This window comes from Enterobacter sp. DN, assembly GCF_046054285.1.
GTDB lineage: Bacteria > Pseudomonadota > Gammaproteobacteria > Enterobacterales > Enterobacteriaceae > Enterobacter > Enterobacter hormaechei_C.
In genome coordinates, this window is the sequence record NZ_JBJJTG010000015.1 from 1 (window position 1) to 20,647 (window position 20,647).

17 protein-coding genes and 1 pseudogene are annotated in these 20,647 nt (G+C 54.6%); 9 read left to right on the forward strand and 9 right to left on the reverse strand.

Features of this window, described 5'->3' with window-relative positions:
• The 9 genes and pseudogenes from tuf to rpoC all read left to right on the forward strand — a co-directional run.
• Nucleotides 1-128, forward strand: a pseudogene (tuf, locus tag ACJTMZ_RS21815) (elongation factor Tu); the annotation flags it as partial.
• Between the two features lie 227 nt (nt 129-355).
• Nucleotides 356-739, forward strand: coding sequence for a preprotein translocase subunit SecE (gene secE / locus ACJTMZ_RS21820; RefSeq protein WP_003862342.1), 384 nt, complete (start codon nt 356-358; stop codon nt 737-739).
• Between the two features lies 1 nt (nt 740).
• Nucleotides 741-1,286, forward strand: coding sequence for a transcription termination/antitermination protein NusG (gene nusG / locus ACJTMZ_RS21825; RefSeq protein ID WP_003862341.1), 546 nt, complete (start codon nt 741-743; stop codon nt 1,284-1,286).
• 156 nt (nt 1,287-1,442) lie between these two features.
• On the forward strand, nt 1,443-1,871 hold the full coding sequence (rplK, locus tag ACJTMZ_RS21830; protein WP_003862340.1) for a 50S ribosomal protein L11: 429 nt from the start codon (nt 1,443-1,445) through the stop codon (nt 1,869-1,871).
• Nucleotides 1,872-1,874: 3 nt separating this feature from the next.
• Nucleotides 1,875-2,579, forward strand: coding sequence for a 50S ribosomal protein L1 (gene rplA, locus ACJTMZ_RS21835; protein WP_006810530.1), 705 nt, complete (start codon nt 1,875-1,877; stop codon nt 2,577-2,579).
• A 289-nt stretch (nt 2,580-2,868) separates the two neighbouring features.
• Nucleotides 2,869-3,366 (forward strand): 50S ribosomal protein L10, encoded by a 498-nt coding sequence (gene rplJ, locus ACJTMZ_RS21840; RefSeq protein WP_003862338.1) that lies wholly within the window; start codon nt 2,869-2,871, stop codon nt 3,364-3,366.
• 66 nt (nt 3,367-3,432) lie between these two features.
• A complete protein-coding gene (rplL, locus tag ACJTMZ_RS21845; RefSeq protein ID WP_002445276.1) occupies nt 3,433-3,798 on the forward strand; it encodes a 50S ribosomal protein L7/L12 in 366 nt (121 codons plus the stop codon).
• A 319-nt stretch (nt 3,799-4,117) separates the two neighbouring features.
• Nucleotides 4,118-8,146: a DNA-directed RNA polymerase subunit beta gene (rpoB, locus tag ACJTMZ_RS21850; RefSeq protein ID WP_015569976.1), complete on the forward strand. Its 4,029-nt coding sequence runs from the start codon at nt 4,118-4,120 to the stop codon at nt 8,144-8,146.
• Nucleotides 8,147-8,222: 76 nt separating this feature from the next.
• A complete protein-coding gene (rpoC, locus tag ACJTMZ_RS21855; protein ID WP_017384083.1) occupies nt 8,223-12,446 on the forward strand; it encodes a DNA-directed RNA polymerase subunit beta' in 4,224 nt (1,407 codons plus the stop codon).
• Nucleotides 12,447-12,561: 115 nt separating this feature from the next.
• Here the strand turns inward: rpoC and ACJTMZ_RS21860 are convergent, their stop codons facing one another.
• The 9 genes from ACJTMZ_RS21860 to thiC all read right to left on the reverse strand — a co-directional run bounded on the left by ACJTMZ_RS21860 (nt 12,562) and on the right by thiC (nt 20,606).
• Nucleotides 12,562-12,879: a PTS lactose/cellobiose transporter subunit IIA gene (locus ACJTMZ_RS21860; RefSeq protein WP_003862327.1), complete on the reverse strand. Its 318-nt coding sequence runs from the start codon at nt 12,877-12,879 to the stop codon at nt 12,562-12,564.
• The gene (locus tag ACJTMZ_RS21865; RefSeq protein ID WP_010425948.1) at nt 12,879-13,187 is read right to left on the reverse strand and encodes a PTS sugar transporter subunit IIB; all 309 of its coding nucleotides are present in this window, start codon (nt 13,185-13,187) and stop codon (nt 12,879-12,881) included. Before ACJTMZ_RS21865 ends, ACJTMZ_RS21860 begins: the two co-directional genes overlap by 1 nt.
• 180 nt (nt 13,188-13,367) lie before the next feature.
• A complete protein-coding gene (locus ACJTMZ_RS21870) occupies nt 13,368-14,909 on the reverse strand; it encodes a sensor domain-containing diguanylate cyclase (RefSeq protein ID WP_047728826.1) in 1,542 nt (513 codons plus the stop codon).
• A gap of 338 nt (nt 14,910-15,247) precedes the next feature.
• A complete protein-coding gene (gene thiH / locus ACJTMZ_RS21875; protein ID WP_015569973.1) occupies nt 15,248-16,375 on the reverse strand; it encodes a 2-iminoacetate synthase ThiH in 1,128 nt (375 codons plus the stop codon).
• The gene (gene thiG, locus ACJTMZ_RS21880; RefSeq protein ID WP_015569972.1) at nt 16,375-17,142 is read right to left on the reverse strand and encodes a thiazole synthase; all 768 of its coding nucleotides are present in this window, start codon (nt 17,140-17,142) and stop codon (nt 16,375-16,377) included. Before thiG ends, thiH begins: the two co-directional genes overlap by 1 nt.
• Before the next feature lies 1 nt (nt 17,143).
• Nucleotides 17,144-17,344 (reverse strand): sulfur carrier protein ThiS, encoded by a 201-nt coding sequence (gene thiS / locus ACJTMZ_RS21885; RefSeq protein WP_015569971.1) that lies wholly within the window; start codon nt 17,342-17,344, stop codon nt 17,144-17,146.
• Nucleotides 17,328-18,083 (reverse strand): thiazole biosynthesis adenylyltransferase ThiF, encoded by a 756-nt coding sequence (thiF, locus tag ACJTMZ_RS21890; RefSeq protein WP_045328860.1) that lies wholly within the window; start codon nt 18,081-18,083, stop codon nt 17,328-17,330. Before thiF ends, thiS begins: the two co-directional genes overlap by 17 nt.
• The gene (gene thiE / locus ACJTMZ_RS21895; RefSeq protein ID WP_230238927.1) at nt 18,070-18,711 is read right to left on the reverse strand and encodes a thiamine phosphate synthase; all 642 of its coding nucleotides are present in this window, start codon (nt 18,709-18,711) and stop codon (nt 18,070-18,072) included. Before thiE ends, thiF begins: the two co-directional genes overlap by 14 nt.
• On the reverse strand, nt 18,711-20,606 hold the full coding sequence (gene thiC, locus ACJTMZ_RS21900) for a phosphomethylpyrimidine synthase ThiC (protein ID WP_252011180.1): 1,896 nt from the start codon (nt 20,604-20,606) through the stop codon (nt 18,711-18,713). Before thiC ends, thiE begins: the two co-directional genes overlap by 1 nt.
• Nucleotides 20,607-20,647 lie beyond the last annotated feature (41 nt).

Below are 20,647 nucleotides of genomic sequence, written 5' to 3' on the forward strand. Positions count from 1 at the left end.
CAGGCGACAACATCAAGATGGTTGTGACGCTGATCCACCCAATCGCGATGGACGACGGTCTGCGTTTCGCAATCCGTGAAGGCGGCCGTACCGTTGGCGCGGGCGTTGTTGCTAAAGTTCTCGGCTAATCGCTGATAACATTTGACGCAATGCGCAATAAAAGGGCATCATTTGATGCCCTTTTTGCACGCTTTCACATCAGAACCTGGCTCATCAGTGATTAATTTTGTCATAATCATTGCTGAGACAGGCTCTGCGGAGAGCGTATAATACGAAAAGCGAATAGCATTTCGATTGGTTTGCCTCGCACACGCGGGGTGAAAATGTTTGTAGAATACTTCTGACAGGTTGGTTTATGAGTGCGAATACCGAAGCTCAAGGGAGCGGGCGCGGCCTGGAAGCGATGAAATGGGTAGTTGTAGCCGTGCTGCTGATTGTGGCGATTGTCGGCAACTATCTTTATCGTGACATGATGCTGCCGCTACGCGCGCTTGCAGTGGTAATTCTGATTGCTGCGGCGGGTGGTGTCGCGCTGTTGACGACGAAAGGCAAAGCGACCGTTGCGTTTGCCCGCGAAGCGCGTACCGAAGTCCGCAAGGTCATTTGGCCGACTCGCCAGGAAACATTGCACACCACGCTGATTGTAGCGGCGGTAACCGCTGTAATGTCACTGATCCTGTGGGGACTGGATGGTATTCTGGTTCGCCTGGTATCCTTTATCACTGGCCTGAGGTTCTGAGATGTCTGAAGCCCCTAAAAAGCGCTGGTACGTCGTTCAGGCGTTTTCCGGTTTTGAAGGCCGCGTAGCTACGTCGCTGCGTGAGCATATCAAATTACACAATATGGAAGAGTTATTTGGCGAAGTTATGGTTCCGACCGAAGAAGTGGTTGAGATCCGTGGCGGCCAACGTCGCAAAAGCGAGCGTAAATTCTTCCCGGGTTACGTGCTGGTTCAGATGGTGATGAACGACGCGAGCTGGCACCTGGTGCGCAGCGTACCACGCGTGATGGGCTTTATCGGCGGCACATCTGACCGTCCGGCGCCAATCAGCGACAAAGAAGTTGATGCGATTATGAACCGCCTCCAGCAGGTTGGTGATAAACCGCGTCCGAAAACGCTGTTTGAACCGGGTGAGATGGTTCGTGTTAACGACGGTCCGTTTGCTGACTTCAATGGCGTCGTCGAAGAAGTGGACTACGAGAAGTCCCGCCTGAAAGTTTCCGTTTCTATCTTTGGTCGTGCGACCCCGGTAGAGCTGGACTTTGCTCAGGTAGAAAAAGCCTAAGCAGCGATCAAAAAAGCGACGATTTAATCGTTGCACAGGGCGCGAGATTGGAATACAATTTCGCGCCTTTTGTTTTTATGGGCCCCGGCCCGTAAAACGAATTTTATTCACGGGGAGCCTCTCCGAGGCGTTATTACCCAATCAGAGGATTTTAGAATGGCTAAGAAAGTACAAGCCTACGTCAAGCTGCAGGTTGCAGCAGGTATGGCGAACCCAAGTCCACCAGTTGGTCCAGCTCTGGGTCAGCAGGGTGTGAACATCATGGAATTCTGTAAAGCGTTCAACGCCAAAACTGAATCCATGGAAAAAGGTCTGCCAATCCCAGTTGTAATCACTGTTTACGCTGACCGTTCTTTCACTTTCGTTACCAAAACCCCTCCAGCAGCAGTTCTGCTGAAGAAAGCAGCGGGCATCAAGTCTGGTTCCGGTAAGCCGAACAAAGACAAAGTGGGTAAAATTTCCCGCGCTCAGTTGCAGGAAATCGCGCAGACCAAAGCTGCCGACATGACTGGTTCCGACATTGAAGCGATGACTCGCTCCATCGAAGGTACTGCACGTTCCATGGGCCTGGTAGTGGAGGACTAAGAAATGGCTAAACTGACCAAGCGCATGTCCGTGATCCGTGACAAAGTTGATGCGACCAAACAGTACGACATCAACGAAGCTATCGCTCTGCTGAAAGAACTGGCAACTGCTAAGTTCGTTGAAAGCGTTGACGTTGCCGTTAACCTGGGCATCGACGCTCGTAAATCCGATCAGAACGTTCGTGGCGCAACTGTACTGCCACACGGTACTGGCCGTTCCGTACGCGTAGCTGTATTTGCTCAGGGTGCAAACGCTGAAGCTGCTAAAGCTGCCGGCGCTGAACTGGTAGGTATGGAAGATCTGGCTGATCAGATCAAGAAAGGCGAAATGAACTTTGACGTTGTTATTGCTTCTCCAGATGCAATGCGCGTTGTTGGCCAGCTGGGCCAGGTTCTGGGTCCACGCGGCCTGATGCCAAACCCGAAAGTGGGTACTGTAACGCCTAACGTTGCTGAAGCGGTTAAGAACGCTAAAGCAGGTCAGGTTCGTTACCGTAACGACAAAAACGGCATCATCCACACCACCATCGGTAAAGTGGACTTTGACGCTGACAAACTGAAAGAAAACCTGGAAGCTCTGCTGGTTGCGCTGAAAAAAGCAAAACCAACTCAGGCGAAAGGCGTGTACATCAAGAAAGTTAGCATCTCCACCACCATGGGTGCAGGTGTTGCAGTTGACCAGGCTGGCCTGAGCGCTGCTGCAAACTAATGCCTTTACGTGGGCGGTGATTTTGTCTACAATCTTACCCCCACGTTTGCTAACAAAAGTTAGCGGCTAAAAGAATTGTTCGTTGGAGCCTGGCCTATCCAGGCCTCCGTCGAAGACCGCAGGTGTTTCGCAAGAAACTTAATCCCCTGCGTAGACGGTGACAGAACGCTAAGATTATTTTAAATACTCTGGCTTGTTTCTGCTCACCGTATTAAGACGCTCTTCCCGTTGGGTCGAGTGAAGTGAGTTCCGGAACATGAGTTCCGGCAAACATCCAGGAGCAAAGCTAATGGCTTTAAATCTTCAAGACAAACAAGCGATTGTTGCTGAAGTCAGCGAAGTAGCCAAAGGCGCGCTGTCTGCAGTAGTTGCGGATTCCCGTGGCGTTACTGTAGACAAAATGACTGAACTGCGTAAAGCAGGTCGTGAAGCTGGCGTATACATGCGTGTTGTTCGTAACACCCTGCTGCGTCGCGTAGTTGAAGGTACTCAGTTCGAGTGCCTGAAAGACACGTTTGTTGGTCCGACCCTGATTGCATACTCTATGGAACACCCGGGCGCTGCTGCTCGTCTGTTCAAAGAGTTCGCGAAAGCGAATGCAAAATTTGAGGTCAAAGCTGCAGCCTTTGAAGGTGAGTTGATCCCGGCATCGCAAATCGATCGCCTGGCAACCCTGCCGACCTACGAAGAAGCAATTGCACGCCTGATGGCAACCATGAAAGAAGCTGCGGCTGGCAAACTGGTTCGCACTCTGGCTGCTGTACGCGATGCGAAAGAAGCTGCTTAATCGCAGTTATCTTTATAAAGCATTTGCTTACGTATAAACTTATTCTGATTTTCAGGAACAATTTAAATGTCTATCACTAAAGATCAAATCATTGAAGCAGTAGCAGCTATGTCCGTAATGGACGTTGTAGAGCTGGTTTCTGCAATGGAAGAAAAATTCGGTGTTTCTGCTGCTGCTGCTGTAGCTGTAGCTGCGGGCCCGGCTGAAGCTGCTGAAGAAAAAACTGAATTCGACGTAATTCTGAAAGCTGCTGGCGCGAACAAAGTTGCTGTAATCAAAGCAGTACGTGGCGCAACTGGCCTGGGTCTGAAAGAAGCTAAAGACCTGGTAGAATCTGCTCCAGCTGCGCTGAAAGAAGGCGTGAGCAAAGACGACGCAGAAGCACTGAAAAAATCTCTGGAAGAAGCTGGCGCTGAAGTTGAAGTTAAATAAGCCAACTTTTCTGGTTGCAGCCTAAGCAATTAGGCTGATGGCTGGTGACTTTTTAGTCACCAGCCTTTTTGCGCTGTAAGGCATCAGCAGCATTTCACACTGTTTGACTGCTGGTTGTCCTGACAATGCTTGTTTCTATCGACGACTTAATATACTGCGACAGGGTGCTCGCTCTGTGTAAATCGCAATGAAATGGTTTAAGCGTGATAGCAACAGGTATTGCGGAAAGTATTCAATTTTCCGGTCCACAAAATGGTGTTGCACAAACTGTCCCTTCGTCGGGCAGATGGGTCGACTTGTCAGCGAGCTGAGGAACCCTATGGTTTACTCCTATACCGAGAAAAAACGTATTCGTAAGGATTTTGGTAAACGTCCACAAGTTCTGGACATTCCATATCTCCTTTCTATCCAGCTTGACTCGTTCCAGAAGTTTATCGAGCAAGATCCTGAAGGGCAGTACGGCCTGGAAGCAGCCTTCCGTTCCGTGTTCCCGATTCAGAGCTACAGCGGTAATTCCGAGCTGCAGTACGTCAGCTACCGCCTTGGCGAACCGGTGTTTGACGTTCAGGAATGTCAGATCCGTGGCGTGACCTATTCCGCACCGCTGCGCGTAAAACTGCGTCTGGTGATCTACGAGCGCGAAGCGCCGGAAGGCACCGTAAAAGACATTAAAGAACAAGAAGTCTACATGGGTGAAATTCCACTCATGACGGACAACGGTACTTTCGTTATCAACGGTACTGAGCGTGTTATCGTTTCCCAGCTGCACCGTAGCCCGGGCGTCTTCTTCGACAGCGATAAAGGTAAAACGCACTCTTCCGGTAAAGTACTGTATAACGCACGCATCATTCCTTACCGTGGTTCATGGCTGGACTTCGAATTCGATCCAAAAGACAACCTGTTTGTCCGTATCGACCGTCGTCGTAAGCTGCCTGCAACCATCATTCTGCGTGCACTGAACTATACCACTGAGCAGATCCTGGACCTGTTCTTTGAGAAAGTGATCTTTGAAATCCGCGACAACAAGTTGCAGATGGAGTTGGTGCCGGAACGTCTGCGTGGTGAGACCGCGTCGTTCGACATCGAAGCCGACGGCAAAGTGTATGTGGAAAAAGGTCGCCGTATCACCGCGCGCCACATCCGCCAGCTGGAAAAAGATGATATCAAACACATCGAAGTTCCGGTTGAATACATTGCAGGAAAAGTAGCCGCGAAAGATTACGTTGATGAATCAACTGGCGAGCTGATCTGCCCGGCGAACATGGAGCTGAGCCTGGATCTGCTGGCTAAGCTGAGCCAGTCTGGCCACAAACGTATCGAAACGCTGTTCACCAACGATCTGGACCACGGTCCGTACATCTCTGAGACTGTACGCGTCGACCCAACCAACGATCGTCTGAGCGCGCTGGTCGAAATCTACCGCATGATGCGTCCTGGTGAGCCACCAACTCGCGAAGCGGCTGAAAGCCTGTTCGAGAACCTGTTCTTCTCCGAAGACCGCTACGATCTGTCCGCGGTTGGTCGTATGAAGTTCAACCGTTCTCTGCTGCGCGACGAGATCGAAGGTTCCGGTATCCTGAGCAAAGACGACATCATTGAAGTGATGAAGAAGCTCATCGATATCCGTAACGGTAAAGGCGAAGTGGACGATATCGACCACCTCGGCAACCGTCGTATCCGTTCCGTAGGCGAAATGGCGGAAAACCAGTTCCGCGTTGGCCTGGTACGTGTAGAGCGTGCGGTGAAAGAGCGTCTGTCTCTGGGCGATCTGGATACCCTGATGCCTCAGGATATGATCAACGCCAAGCCGATTTCTGCGGCAGTGAAAGAGTTCTTCGGTTCCAGCCAGCTGTCTCAGTTCATGGACCAGAACAACCCGCTGTCTGAGATCACACACAAACGTCGTATCTCCGCACTCGGCCCAGGCGGTCTGACCCGTGAACGCGCAGGCTTTGAAGTTCGAGACGTACACCCGACTCACTACGGTCGCGTATGTCCAATCGAAACGCCTGAAGGTCCAAACATCGGTCTGATCAACTCCCTGTCCGTCTATGCACAGACGAACGAATACGGTTTCCTCGAGACCCCGTATCGTAAAGTGACCGACGGTGTTGTTACTGACGAAATTCATTACCTGTCTGCTATCGAAGAAGGCAACTACGTTATCGCTCAGGCGAACTCCAACCTGGATGACGAAGGCCACTTTGTAGAAGATCTGGTTACCTGCCGTAGCAAAGGCGAATCCAGCTTGTTCAGTCGCGACCAGGTTGACTACATGGACGTATCCACCCAGCAGGTGGTATCCGTCGGTGCGTCCCTGATCCCGTTCCTGGAACACGATGACGCCAACCGTGCATTGATGGGTGCGAACATGCAACGTCAGGCCGTTCCAACTCTGCGTGCTGATAAGCCGCTGGTTGGTACCGGTATGGAACGTGCTGTTGCCGTTGACTCTGGTGTTACAGCAGTTGCTAAGCGTGGCGGTACCGTTCAGTACGTTGACGCATCCCGTATCGTTATCAAAGTTAACGAAGACGAGATGTATCCGGGCGAAGCGGGTATCGACATCTACAACCTGACCAAATACACCCGTTCTAACCAGAACACCTGTATCAACCAGATGCCATGTGTGTCTCTGGGTGAGCCAGTTGAGCGCGGCGACGTGCTGGCAGACGGTCCGTCCACCGACCTCGGTGAACTGGCGCTCGGTCAGAACATGCGCGTAGCGTTCATGCCGTGGAACGGTTACAACTTCGAAGACTCCATCCTCGTCTCCGAGCGTGTGGTTCAGGAAGATCGTTTCACCACCATCCACATTCAGGAACTGGCATGTGTGTCCCGTGACACCAAGCTGGGGCCAGAAGAGATCACCGCTGACATCCCGAACGTGGGTGAAGCTGCGCTCTCTAAACTGGATGAATCCGGTATTGTTTACATCGGTGCGGAAGTGACCGGCGGTGACATTCTGGTTGGTAAGGTCACGCCGAAAGGCGAAACCCAGCTGACGCCAGAAGAGAAACTGCTGCGTGCTATCTTCGGTGAGAAAGCGTCTGACGTTAAAGACTCTTCTCTGCGCGTACCAAACGGTGTTTCCGGTACGGTTATCGACGTTCAGGTCTTCACCCGTGACGGCGTTGAGAAAGATAAGCGTGCGCTGGAAATCGAAGAGATGCAGCTCAAACAGGCTAAGAAAGACCTGTCTGAAGAACTGCAAATCCTCGAAGCAGGTCTGTTCAGCCGTATCTATGCGGTGCTGGTTGCCGGTGGCGTTGAAGCTGAGAAGCTCGACAAACTGCCACGCGATCGCTGGCTGGAACTGGGCCTGACCGACGAAGAGAAACAGAATCAGCTGGAACAGCTGGCTGAGCAGTATGACGAACTGAAACACGAGTTCGAGAAAAAACTCGAAGCGAAACGCCGCAAAATCACTCAGGGCGACGATCTGGCACCAGGCGTGCTGAAGATTGTTAAGGTGTATCTGGCTGTTAAACGTCAGATCCAGCCTGGTGATAAGATGGCAGGTCGTCACGGTAACAAGGGTGTTATCTCTAAGATCAACCCGATCGAAGATATGCCGCACGATGCTAACGGTACGCCGGTAGATATCGTACTGAACCCACTGGGCGTACCGTCTCGTATGAACATCGGTCAGATTCTGGAAACCCACCTGGGTATGGCTGCGAAAGGTATCGGCGATAAGATCAACGCCATGCTGAAACAGCAGCAGGAAGTCGCGAAACTGCGCGAGTTCATCCAGCGTGCCTACGATCTGGGTACCGACGTTCGTCAGAAAGTCGACCTGAACACCTTCAGCGATGAAGAAGTGCTGCGTCTGGCAGAGAACCTGCGCAAAGGTATGCCAATTGCAACGCCGGTATTCGACGGTGCAAAAGAAGCTGAAATTAAAGAGCTGCTGCAACTGGGTGGTCTGCCAACGTCTGGCCAGATTACGCTGTTTGACGGCCGTACCGGTGAACAGTTCGAGCGTCCGGTAACCGTAGGTTACATGTACATGCTGAAACTGAACCACCTGGTCGACGACAAGATGCACGCTCGTTCTACCGGTTCTTACAGCCTGGTTACTCAGCAGCCGCTGGGTGGTAAGGCTCAGTTCGGTGGTCAGCGCTTCGGGGAGATGGAAGTGTGGGCGCTGGAAGCATACGGCGCAGCATACACCTTGCAGGAAATGCTCACCGTTAAGTCTGATGACGTGAACGGTCGTACTAAGATGTATAAGAACATCGTAGACGGCAACCATCAGATGGAACCGGGCATGCCAGAATCCTTCAACGTACTGTTGAAAGAGATTCGTTCGCTGGGTATCAACATCGAACTGGAAGACGAGTAATTCTCGCTCAAACAGGTCACTGCTGTCGGGTTAACGCCCGACAGCAGAGTGTGCTAACTCCGACGGGAGCAAATCCGTGAAAGACTTATTAAAGTTTCTGAAAGCGCAAACTAAAACCGAAGAGTTTGATGCGATCAAAATTGCTCTGGCTTCGCCAGACATGATCCGTTCATGGTCTTTCGGTGAAGTTAAAAAGCCGGAAACCATTAACTACCGTACGTTCAAACCTGAGCGTGACGGCCTTTTCTGTGCGCGTATTTTCGGGCCAGTAAAAGATTACGAGTGCCTGTGCGGTAAGTACAAGCGCCTGAAACACCGTGGTGTGATCTGTGAGAAGTGCGGCGTTGAAGTGACCCAGACCAAAGTACGCCGTGAGCGTATGGGCCACATCGAGCTGGCGTCTCCGACCGCTCACATCTGGTTCCTGAAATCTCTGCCGTCCCGTATCGGTCTGCTGCTGGATATGCCGCTGCGCGATATCGAACGTGTTCTGTACTTCGAATCTTATGTGGTTATCGAAGGCGGGATGACCAATCTGGAACGTAACCAGATCCTGACCGAAGAACAGTATCTGGACGCGCTGGAAGAGTTCGGTGACGAATTCGACGCGAAGATGGGTGCGGAAGCTATCCAGGCCCTGCTGAAGAGCATGGATCTGGAGCAAGAGTGTGAAACTCTGCGCGAAGAGCTGAACGAAACCAACTCCGAAACCAAGCGTAAAAAGCTGACCAAGCGTATCAAACTGCTGGAAGCGTTCGTTCAGTCTGGTAACAAACCAGAGTGGATGATCCTGACCGTTCTGCCGGTTCTGCCGCCAGATCTGCGTCCGCTGGTTCCGCTGGATGGTGGTCGTTTCGCAACGTCGGATCTGAACGATCTGTACCGTCGCGTGATCAACCGTAACAACCGTCTGAAACGTCTGCTGGATCTGGCTGCGCCGGACATCATCGTACGCAACGAAAAACGTATGCTTCAGGAAGCAGTCGATGCCCTGTTAGATAACGGTCGTCGTGGTCGTGCGATCACCGGTTCTAACAAACGTCCTCTGAAATCTTTGGCCGACATGATCAAAGGTAAGCAGGGTCGTTTCCGTCAGAACCTGCTCGGTAAGCGTGTTGACTACTCCGGTCGTTCTGTAATCACCGTAGGTCCATACCTGCGTCTGCATCAGTGCGGTCTGCCGAAGAAAATGGCACTGGAGCTGTTCAAACCGTTCATCTACGGCAAGCTGGAACTGCGTGGCCTCGCCACCACCATCAAAGCCGCGAAGAAAATGGTTGAGCGTGAAGAAGCTGTCGTTTGGGATATCCTGGACGAAGTGATCCGCGAACACCCGGTACTGCTGAACCGTGCACCAACTCTGCACCGTCTGGGTATCCAGGCCTTTGAGCCAGTCCTGATCGAAGGTAAAGCGATCCAGCTGCACCCGCTGGTTTGTGCGGCCTATAACGCCGACTTCGATGGTGACCAGATGGCTGTTCACGTACCGCTGACGCTGGAAGCCCAGCTCGAAGCGCGTGCGCTGATGATGTCTACCAACAACATCCTGTCTCCAGCGAACGGTGAACCTATCATCGTTCCTTCTCAGGACGTTGTACTGGGTCTGTACTACATGACCCGTGACTGTGTTAACGCCAAAGGCGAAGGCATGGTGCTGACTGGCCCGAAAGAAGCTGAGCGTATTTATCGCGCTGGCCTGGCCTCTCTGCATGCGCGCGTTAAAGTGCGTATCACCGAATACGAAAAAGATGAAAACGGCGAGTTCGTTGCGCACACCAGCCTGAAAGACACGACCGTTGGCCGTGCCATTCTGTGGATGATCGTACCGAAAGGTCTGCCTTTCTCCATCGTCAACCAGGCGCTGGGCAAGAAAGCGATCTCCAAAATGCTGAACACCTGTTACCGCATTCTGGGTCTGAAGCCGACCGTTATCTTCGCTGACCAGACAATGTACACCGGCTTTGCTTATGCAGCGCGTTCAGGTGCATCTGTTGGTATCGATGACATGGTCATCCCAGAGAAGAAACACGAGATCATCTCTGAAGCGGAAGCTGAAGTTGCTGAGATCCAGGAGCAGTTCCAGTCTGGTCTGGTAACCGCAGGCGAACGTTACAACAAAGTTATCGATATCTGGGCTGCGGCGAACGATCGTGTATCTAAAGCGATGATGGATAACCTGCAAACCGAAACCGTGATTAACCGTGACGGCGTAGAAGAGCAGCAGGTCTCCTTCAACAGCATCTACATGATGGCCGACTCCGGTGCGCGTGGTTCTGCGGCACAGATTCGTCAGCTGGCAGGTATGCGTGGTCTGATGGCGAAGCCAGATGGCTCCATCATCGAAACGCCAATCACTGCGAACTTCCGTGAAGGTCTGAACGTACTCCAGTACTTCATCTCCACGCACGGTGCGCGTAAAGGTCTGGCGGATACCGCACTGAAAACGGCGAACTCCGGTTATCTGACGCGTCGTCTGGTTGACGTTGCGCAGGATCTGGTCGTCACCGAAGACGATTGTGGCACCCTCGAAGGTATCACCATGACCCCGGTTATCGAGGGTGGTGATGTTAAAGAGCCGCTGCGCGATCGCGTACTGGGTCGTGTGACCGCGGAAGACATTCTGAAGCCGGGCACCGCAGACATTCTGGTTCCACGCAACACCCTGCTGCACGAACAGTGGTGTGACCTGCTGGAAGCGAACTCTGTTGACTCCGTGAAAGTGCGTTCCGTTGTATCCTGTGACACCGACTTTGGTGTGTGTGCGCACTGCTACGGTCGTGACCTGGCGCGTGGCCACATCATCAACAAAGGTGAGGCTATCGGCGTTATCGCGGCACAGTCCATCGGTGAGCCGGGTACACAGCTGACGATGCGTACGTTCCACATCGGTGGTGCGGCATCTCGTGCGGCTGCTGAATCCAGCATCCAGGTGAAAAACAAAGGTAGCATCAAGCTCAGCAACGCGAAGTCGGTTGTGAACTCCAGCGGTAAACTGGTTATCACTTCCCGTAACACCGAGCTGAAGCTGATCGACGAATTCGGTCGTACCAAAGAGAGCTATAAAGTGCCTTACGGTGCGGTTATGGCGAAAGGTGATGGCGAGCAGGTTGCTGGCGGTGAAACCGTTGCAAACTGGGATCCACACACCATGCCGGTTATCACCGAAGTAAGTGGTTTCATCCGCTTCACTGACATGATCGACGGCCAGACCATTACTCGTCAGACCGACGAGCTGACCGGTCTGTCTTCTCTGGTGGTTCTGGATTCTGCTGAACGTACTACCGGCGGTAAAGATCTGCGTCCTGCACTGAAAATCGTTGATGCTCAGGGTAACGACGTTCTGATCCCTGGTACCGATATGCCTGCGCAGTACTTCCTGCCGGGTAAAGCGATTGTACAGCTGGAAGATGGTGTACAGATCAGCTCTGGTGACACCCTGGCGCGTATTCCTCAGGAATCCGGCGGTACCAAGGACATCACCGGTGGTCTGCCACGCGTTGCGGACCTGTTCGAAGCACGTCGTCCGAAAGAGCCTGCGATCCTGGCTGAAATCAGCGGTATCATCTCCTTCGGTAAAGAGACCAAAGGTAAGCGCCGCCTGGTTATCACGCCAGTAGATGGCAGCGAGCCGTACGAAGAGATGATTCCTAAGTGGCGTCAGCTCAACGTGTTCGAGGGTGAACGCGTAGAACGTGGTGATGTGGTTTCCGATGGTCCAGAAGCGCCGCACGACATCCTGCGTCTGCGTGGTGTGCATGCTGTTACCCGTTACATTGTTAACGAAGTACAGGACGTATACCGTCTGCAAGGCGTTAAGATTAACGATAAACACATTGAAGTTATCGTTCGTCAGATGCTGCGTAAAGCAACCATCGAAAACGCGGGCAGCTCCGACTTCCTGGAAGGCGAGCAGGTTGAATACTCACGCGTTAAGATCGCTAACCGCGATCTGGAAGCGAACGGCAAAATCGGTGCGACCTTCGCACGCGATCTGCTGGGTATCACCAAAGCGTCTCTGGCAACCGAGTCCTTCATCTCTGCTGCATCGTTCCAGGAAACCACTCGTGTCCTGACCGAAGCGGCTGTTGCAGGTAAACGTGATGAACTGCGCGGTCTGAAAGAGAACGTTATCGTGGGTCGTCTGATCCCGGCCGGTACCGGTTATGCGTACCACCAGGATCGTATGCGCCGTCGCGCAGCGGGCGAACTGCCAGCTGCACCGCAGGTGACTGCCGAAGATGCATCCGCGAGCCTTGCAGAACTGCTGAACGCAGGTCTGGGCGGTTCCGACAACGAGTAATCGTTGATGCCCGGTAGGTAAAATTACCGGGCATATGAATCACAGGTCGGGTAAGCGTAGCGCCACCCGACAATAAAAAACCCGCCTCGGCGGGTTTTTTTACATCTGTATGTCTTCAGTTCACTAACGGGATACGTCGATAAAGCTCAATCATATCGCCCGCCAGATCCTGAATAACCATCGCGTTCATCAGGTGATCCTGAGAGTGAACGGTGATCAGGTTAACCGGAAGTTTCCCGGTCCCTTCATCAAGACCGATAAGCTGCGTCTGGATCGTATGCGCATGTTTTACATATTCACGCGATTCTTCCATCGCTTTCTCGGCTTCGTCAAAGTCGCCTTTTCGCGCCATCTGCAACGCCGTCAGGGCCGCGCTGCGCGCTGCGCCTGCGTTGACCAGCAGTTCCATAATCGTGGTTTCTAAGTCTTCCATTATGACTCCAGAAGTTTGAGCGCTTTTTCCAGTACGGCATCACCTTTCATCATGCCGTAATCCATCATGTCGATGACCGCAACCTTTTTTCCGAGCGGATCGGCCTGCGCCTGGAGTTTTGCCTGTTCGTATTTAACCTGTGGCCCCAGTAATACGATATCAGCCGTCGCGATGTTATCTTTAAACTCCGCGACCGGAACGGCTTTAATGGTTACTTCGACTCCTTTTTTCTGCGCGGCATCTTTCATACGTTGAACCAGCATGCTGGTTGACATTCCCGCTGCACAGCATAAAACGATGTTCTTCATAGTCAGCCTCGATCTACATGTGTTTATTGATAATTATCCCGTGCAGACCGCTTCAACAACCGCTTTACCGCGATTGTGTGTCAGGCATCACAAAGAAATCGGCATTTTTCTGAAACCGGTTACAATTTTACAGCGGAGAGCATTCTGCCCGTCAGATCGGGCAGAATTTGAGGAAGGGTATTATCGGCAGGCCGTGCTTACGATGCGGTTTTTACCCTGTTGTTTAGCGGTATACAGCGCTTCATCTACGCTACCGATAAATTGTTCCAGCGGTTCGAAGTGCCACTCTCCCATCCCGGCGCTGAAGGTCACTCGCAGGTTCTCTTCCCGCCAGGTCCGCTTTTCAACGGCGGTGCGCCAGGCTTCCAGTAGCGCGTGCGCGGAGTTCATCAGCTCGGCCGGGAATATCACGCCGAACTCTTCTCCACCGTAGCGGTAAACGTAAACGTGGTGCGGCTGCATGATCTGAATACCTTCCCGCGCCACGTTGCGCAGCACAATATCCCCGCTCAGGTGGCCCCAGGTGTCGTTAATGGATTTGAAGTTATCGATGTCGATCAGCGCCAGAACGAAGGGTTGATGAGCAGTCAGCAGCTCATCCACATCGTTATCGAACGCACGGCGATTTTTGCAGCCTGTCAGCGCATCATGGGTGGCCTGACGGACATAGGCCAGCTCGCGTTCTTTATTGGTTCGAATGGTATGGCTGAGCATCGCCTCAAGGCGTGGCGCCTGGTTGACGTCGCCGGTTTTGATGGCGTTGATAATGTTCATCAGCACAGAACGCGAGGCATGACGAAGGTAAAGCCCGAACAGAATGATGATGATTGCCGCCAGCGCAAATCCCCAGCCGACGACGGTGGTTTCATGCCGGGTGATGACGGTAAGCGTGGCATCGGAGACCCGATAAATCACAAACCAGTCCGGATTGGTGAAAGAGTAGTAGTAATACCAGGTTTTACTTTTGGGATCGAAAAGATGGCCTTCGCCGCTGGTCATTTTGTCCATCAGCGCTTCGCTTACATACTGCTTAAAGAGCGCCCCCGTGTCCGGATGCAGCACAACGGCGCCGTCACGCTCCACGACAAAAAACTCACCCTGAACCGGCGCCACCATCTGGCGCAGGGTATACCCCATGGACGTTAAATCAAGATGGAAAGCGAGCGTGCCCTTCAGACGGCCTTCCGGTGAAATGACCGGCTTATAGAGGGTGACAGTAGGATGTTGGGTGAAATAGTCCAGATAGGGGCGGGTGTAGTGAGGAAAGTTGCTGGCTTCCGCTTGCCCGACAAACCATGGGCGGGTTCTGGCGTCGAACGACTTACTTTTCTCCGTTGGCAGCACTTCCGGCGCGCGCAGATGGCGCCCTTCTGTGTCCGCCAGAGAGATAGACGACACCGTCGGCATCAGGTTCTGCAAATGCATCAACATCTGCAAACCGTGTGTCGGATCGATATTTATTGTCTGATTTACTCTGTCGTTACGGGCGAAGTACATCGCAGCGCGACCAAGAATATAGTCATTTTCTCGCAGGATGGATTCGGTATAGTTCACCGCCAGATTATGGGTGAAATTACCATTAATTTTATGATAATCCTCAAGAAAATCCTTTCTCTGTGAAAGGATGACCAGGATGGCGATCAGCGCGAAACTGAACAGGATCCCCGCGAAGCTGACCATAATTGGCCGGGTAAAAGAGAGCTTTTTACTGTGGAGTGCCATGAGTTGTACATCAATCCAGATGGTAGACGCGTTGCGTCTGTCGATACCCTCAGCATAGTCGCTGTCCGGTTGCTGGTAGTAAATTATACAGAAGGCGATTACCGACGAGATGATTTATCTTAAGCGTAGATAAGAAACGACGTATTTATTGTATCAATTGAATTTTGTTTAAGAGGCGGAGGGCAGGGCGAAACGAGGAGGAAGCATTTTCACCCTGGTCAGCGTCCGTTGCTGACGTGGTAAAGCATAAGAAAACCGGGCAGATCGCCTCAATCGCCCGGTTATGATCTTACGAGCCGCCTCGTAACCTTTTCGCATTTTTGCAGACAGTTTCAGCGCTAATGCGAGGCTCTTCCCAGCCAGCTATCCCAGTCTTTCCACACCGGCTGGAGCCCCTGTGCAGTCAGGGCTTCCGCCACCGCTTCGGGCCGTCGGCCGTCGTGCGGTGCAAACTGTTCCAGTTCCGGGTGATCGTCCGCGTAACCGCCCGGCTGCGTTTTGGAAAAGGCGCTGACGTTATTGATCGCCAGCGGGATCGCGCGATCGCGAAACGCGGGGGATTCACGCGTAGAGAGCGACAATTCCACTTCCGGCGCGAACAGGCGAAATGCACACAGGGTTTGCACCAGCTGGCGCTCATCCATCAGCGAGGCGGGTTCAACGCCTCCCGTACAGGGACGCAGCCGCGGGAAAGAGATGGAATAGCGGCTTTGCCAGTACTGCTGCTGTAGCCACAGCAGATGCTCCGCCACCATATAGCAGTCCACCCGCCAGCTGTCGGACAGACCGATAAGCGCGCCCAGCCCAATTTTATCGATACCGGCGCGCCCCAGCCTGTCCGGCGTTTCCAGCCGGAAGATGAAATCCTGCTTCTTCCCTTTCAGGTGATGCCGGGCATAGGTCGCCTCATGGTAGGTTTCCTGATAAACCATTACGCCGTCCAGCCCGAGGGTTTTCAGCTCCGCATATTCCTCCTGCGACAGAGGCTGCACTTCCATTTGCAACGAGGCAAATTCGCGGCGGATGGCCGGAAGATGCTGGCGAAAATAGTCCATCCCCACTTTGCCCTGATGTTCACCCGTCACCAGCAGGAGATGTTCAAAACCCATCTCACGAATAGCCGCACACTCGCGGGCGATCTCATGCTCATCCAGCGTTTTACGCTTAATACGGTTGCTCATGGAGAAACCACAGTAGGTGCAGTCATTGGCGCACAGATTAGAAAGATAGAGCGGCACGTAAAAGCTCACCGTGTTGCCAAAGCGCTGGCGGGTGAGGCGTTGCGCGCGCTGGGCCATCGGTTCAAGGTACGCGCTGGCTGCCGGAGAAAGCAGGGCCATCAAATCCTCGCGCGTCAAATGTTTGGCTGTTAATGCCCGCTCTACGTCCGCAGAGGTTTTACTGTTGATGCGTAAGGCAATATCGTCCCAGTTAAGCTGACGCCAGCGATCGGTAAAGGTAGCCATCAGAGCGCCTCCAGAAAATCGGTCAGCGGGCTGGTGGCCTGCGCCTGAACACTGCGCGAGCCGGGGCCGGACTGCCGAGCCAGCAGACCGGACTCCACGGCAAGGCGGAACGCACGCGCCATCATCACCGGGTCGTCGGCCACCGCAATCGCGGTATTGACCAGCACCGCATCGGCCCCTATCTCCAGCGCCTGCGCGGCGTGACTGGGTACGCCGATGCCCGCATCCACCACCACGGGCACGGTCGCCTGCTCAATAATGATTTCCAGCATCGCGCGGGTCTCCAGCCCCTGGTTGGAGCCAATGGGGGCGCCCAGCGGCATTACGGCCGCGCAGCCGACCTCTTCCAGACGCTTACAGAGCACGGGGTCGGCACCACAGTAGGGCAGAACGGTGAATCCCTGCTGCACCAGCTTCTCTGCCGCTTTCAGGGTTTCGATCGGATCGGGCAACAGCCAGCGGGCGTCCGGATGAATTTCCAGCTTCAGCCAGCGGGTGCCGAGCGCTTCCCGCGCCAGTTGCGCAGCGAAAATTGCTTCCTCGGCCGTTTTCGCACCGGAGGTATTCGGTAAGAGCGTCACGCCTGCCTCCAGTAACGGCGCAAGTATGGCATCGTTGTGCTGACGCAAATCCACGCGCTTCATCGCCAGCGTCACCAGCTGGCTGCCGCTTTCACGAATGGCATCCACCATCAGTTGCGGGGAGGCGAATTTTCCGGTTCCGGTAAACAGATGTGAATCAAAGACTTTGTCGGCAATACGTAACATCTCAGCCCCCTGCGATAACCTGAAACAGCAGGATCTGGTCGCCCTCATTGACCTGCTGATGTTCCCACCGCTCGCGCGGCAGGATCTGTTGATTGAGCGCCAGCGCCGTTCCCGGCTTCAGCTGGCGCAGCATGTCGAGCAGGGCGGCAACGGTGAGATCGTCGTCGCACGTCATCGGCTCATCGTTAAACAGAATGCGCATTGCGGCCTCCGCATACCGGGCAGTGGCTAGCACGGTTTAACGCCAGATGACGCCAGCCGCTAGAGCGGGCGTCGAACAGCCGCAGCGTGTTGCGTTCTGTCTCCATGCCGCTGAGCAACTTGATGGCCTCCAGCGCCTGAAGAGTACCCATCACGCCCACCACCGGGCCCAGAATGCCTGCCGTGCGGCAGTTACGCTCCGGTTCAGCCTCGTCCGGCCACAGGCAGCGGTAGCAGCCCTGTGCCCACGGCGGCGTAAGCACCATTATTTGCCCACCGAAACCGACCGCGCTGGCGGTGATCAGCGGCGTGTTCTGCGCAACACAGGCCGCGTTGATGGCCTGACGTGTCGCCATATTGTCCGTACAGTCCAGCACCACGTCGGCAAGGGCCACTTCGCGTTGCAGATCTTCCCCGCTCAGCCGCGTCTGGAGTGCGACCAGTTCGATATCGGGGTTAAGCTGGTTCAGCCGCTGGCGCGTAACGTGCGCTTTAGGCTGGTTGATATCTTCTGTCGTAAAGAGAATTTGCCGTTGCAGATTGCTGAGATGTACCTCGTCGTCATCGGCCAGCACCATCGTGCCCGCGCCCGCGCCGGCCAGATACAGCGCGGCGGGGGTGCCTAATCCGCCCAGACCGACAATCAGTACCCGGCTGGCGAGCAGCTTTTGCTGCCCCTCGATGGCGATATCCTCCAGCAGGATCTGGCGGCTGTAACGCATAAAATCACGATCTTTCATCACCTGCTCCTGCCAGTTGTAAAAGCTGCGCGGTGGCGGCCTGCCAGTCTGCCGCCTGGGTGATAGCGCTGACGACGGCGATACTGCCGACGCCGGTCTCCAGCACCGCGGGCGCACGTTCAAGGCTGATCCCGCCGATGGCAACGGTGGGGTAATCGGCAAGGCGCTTAACGTGGGCCGCCAGCTGCGTCAAACCCTGTGGAGCGGACGGCATCTGTTTGGTTTGCGTTGGGAAAACGTGCCCGAGCGCGATGTAAGAGGGGCGGGCCGCCAGCGCCACGTCGATCTCCATATCATCGTGGGTAGAAACGCCCAGCCGCAGACCGGCGTCACGGATCGCGTTGAGATCGGTCGTTTCCAGATCTTCCTGTCCCAGATGCACGCCGTACGCCTGGTGTTTAACCGCCAGCCGCCAGTAGTCGTTGATAAACAGGCGGGCGTGGTAGCGACGTCCCAGCGCGATAGCGGCGATCACGTCGGCCTCCACCTCTTCATCGCGTTTATCCTTGATGCGTAGCTGGAGGGTGCGAACGCCAGCTTCCAGCAGGCGGGCGATCCACTCCACGCTGTCCACCACCGGGTAAAGCCCTAAGCGGAAGGGGACAGGGGGGAAATCAGGCTGGTACATTATGCCTCCTCTTTTTTGAGGTAGATTTCGCCGCCTTTCGCGCGGAAGGTTTCCGACATGTCCGCCATGCCGACTTCAATGGTCTGCGCGGCGGCATAATCACGTACTTCCTGGCTGATCTTCATCGAGCAGAATTTTGGTCCGCACATGGAGCAGAAGTGCGCCACTTTGCCCGATTCCTGCGGCAGGGTTTCGTCGTGATAGGCGCGGGCGGTGAACGGATCGAGGGCCAGGTTAAACTGGTCTTCCCAGCGGAATTCAAAGCGCGCTTTGGACATGGCGTTGTCGCGGATTTGCGCGCCCGGATGGCCTTTCGCCAGATCCGCCGCGTGGGCGGCAATCTTGTAGGTGATCAGCCCCTGCTTCACGTCCTCTTTGTTTGGCAGCCCGAGGTGCTCTTTCGGCGTCACGTAGCAGAGCATGGCGCAGCCGAACCAGCCGATCATCGCCGCGCCAATGCCTGACGTGAAGTGGTCGTAGCCCGGCGCAATATCGGTGGTCAACGGCCCCAGGGTGTAGAACGGTGCTTCGTGGCAGTGCTCCAGCTCCTCGGTCATGTTGCGACGGATCATCTGCATCGGCACATGGCCCGGGCCTTCAATCATCACCTGCACGTCGTACTCCCATGCGATTTTGGTCAGCTCGCCCAGCGTGTGCAGCTCGGCAAACTGCGCCTCGTCGTTAGCATCGCGGATGGAGCCCGGGCGCAGGCCGTCGCCCAGCGACAGGGAGACGTCGTACGCGGCGCAAATTTCGCAGATTTCGCGGAAGTGCTCGTAGAGGAAGTTTTCCTGATGATGGGAAAGGCACCATTTCGCCATAATCGAACCGCCGCGTGAGACGATACCGGTCAGACGTTTCGCCGTCATCGGCACGTAGCGCAGCAGCACGCCCGCGTGGATGGTGAAGTAGTCCACGCCCTGCTCGGCCTGCTCCAGCAGCGTGTCGCGGAACGCCTCCCAGGTGAGGTTTTCGGCGATGCCGTTAACCTTCTCCAGCGCCTGATAAATCGGGACGGTGCCAATCGGTACCGGGCTGTTACGCAGGATCCATTCGCGGGTTTCGTGAATATAACGGCCAGTGGAAAGATCCATCACCGTATCCGCGCCCCAGCGCGTCGACCAGACCAGCTTTTCCACCTCTTCTTCGATGGATGACGTCACCGCCGAGTTACCGATGTTGGCGTTGACCTTCACCAGGAAGTTGCGGCCGATAATCATCGGCTCGGATTCCGGGTGGTTGATGTTGGCGGGGATAATGGCGCGCCCGGCGGCCACTTCACCACGCACAAATTCCGGCGTGATGTTTTCCGGCAGGCGAGCGCCAAACCCTTCACCAGGATGCTGGTGGCGCAGCACTTCGCTGCGGATGCGCTCGCGGCCCATGTTTTCGCGGATGGCGATGAACTCCATCTCCGGCGTGACGATACCCTGGCGCGCGTAGTGCAGCTGGGTCACGCATTTACCCGCTCTGGCGCGTTTCGGCGTCAGCAGGCCGGTAAAGCGCAGCTCGTCCAGACCGTCGTCGGCCAGGCGCGCGTTGGTATACGCCGAGCTGCGCACGCTCAGTTCTTCGCAGTCGTTACGGGCGTCAATCCACGGCTGGCGCAGTTTTGCCAGACCCTGCTGTACGTTGATAGCAACAGAAGGGTCGCCGTACGGGCCGGAGGTGTCATACACCGGCACGGCTTCGTTGTCTTCAAACTGCGGGTTTTCTTTGCTGCCGCCGATAAGCGTCGGGCTGAGCTGGATTTCGCGCATCGGCACGCGGATATCAGCCTGTGAACCGGTGATGTAGATGCGCGTTGAGTTCGGGAAAGCGGTGCCTTCCAGGGTGTCGATGAAGCGTTGTGCGTGTTCGCGCTGTTCGCGGCGGGTCAGTTTTGTTGTAGACATAGCTCATTCCAGATGTGAAGGACATGGCTTGTCAGACGACG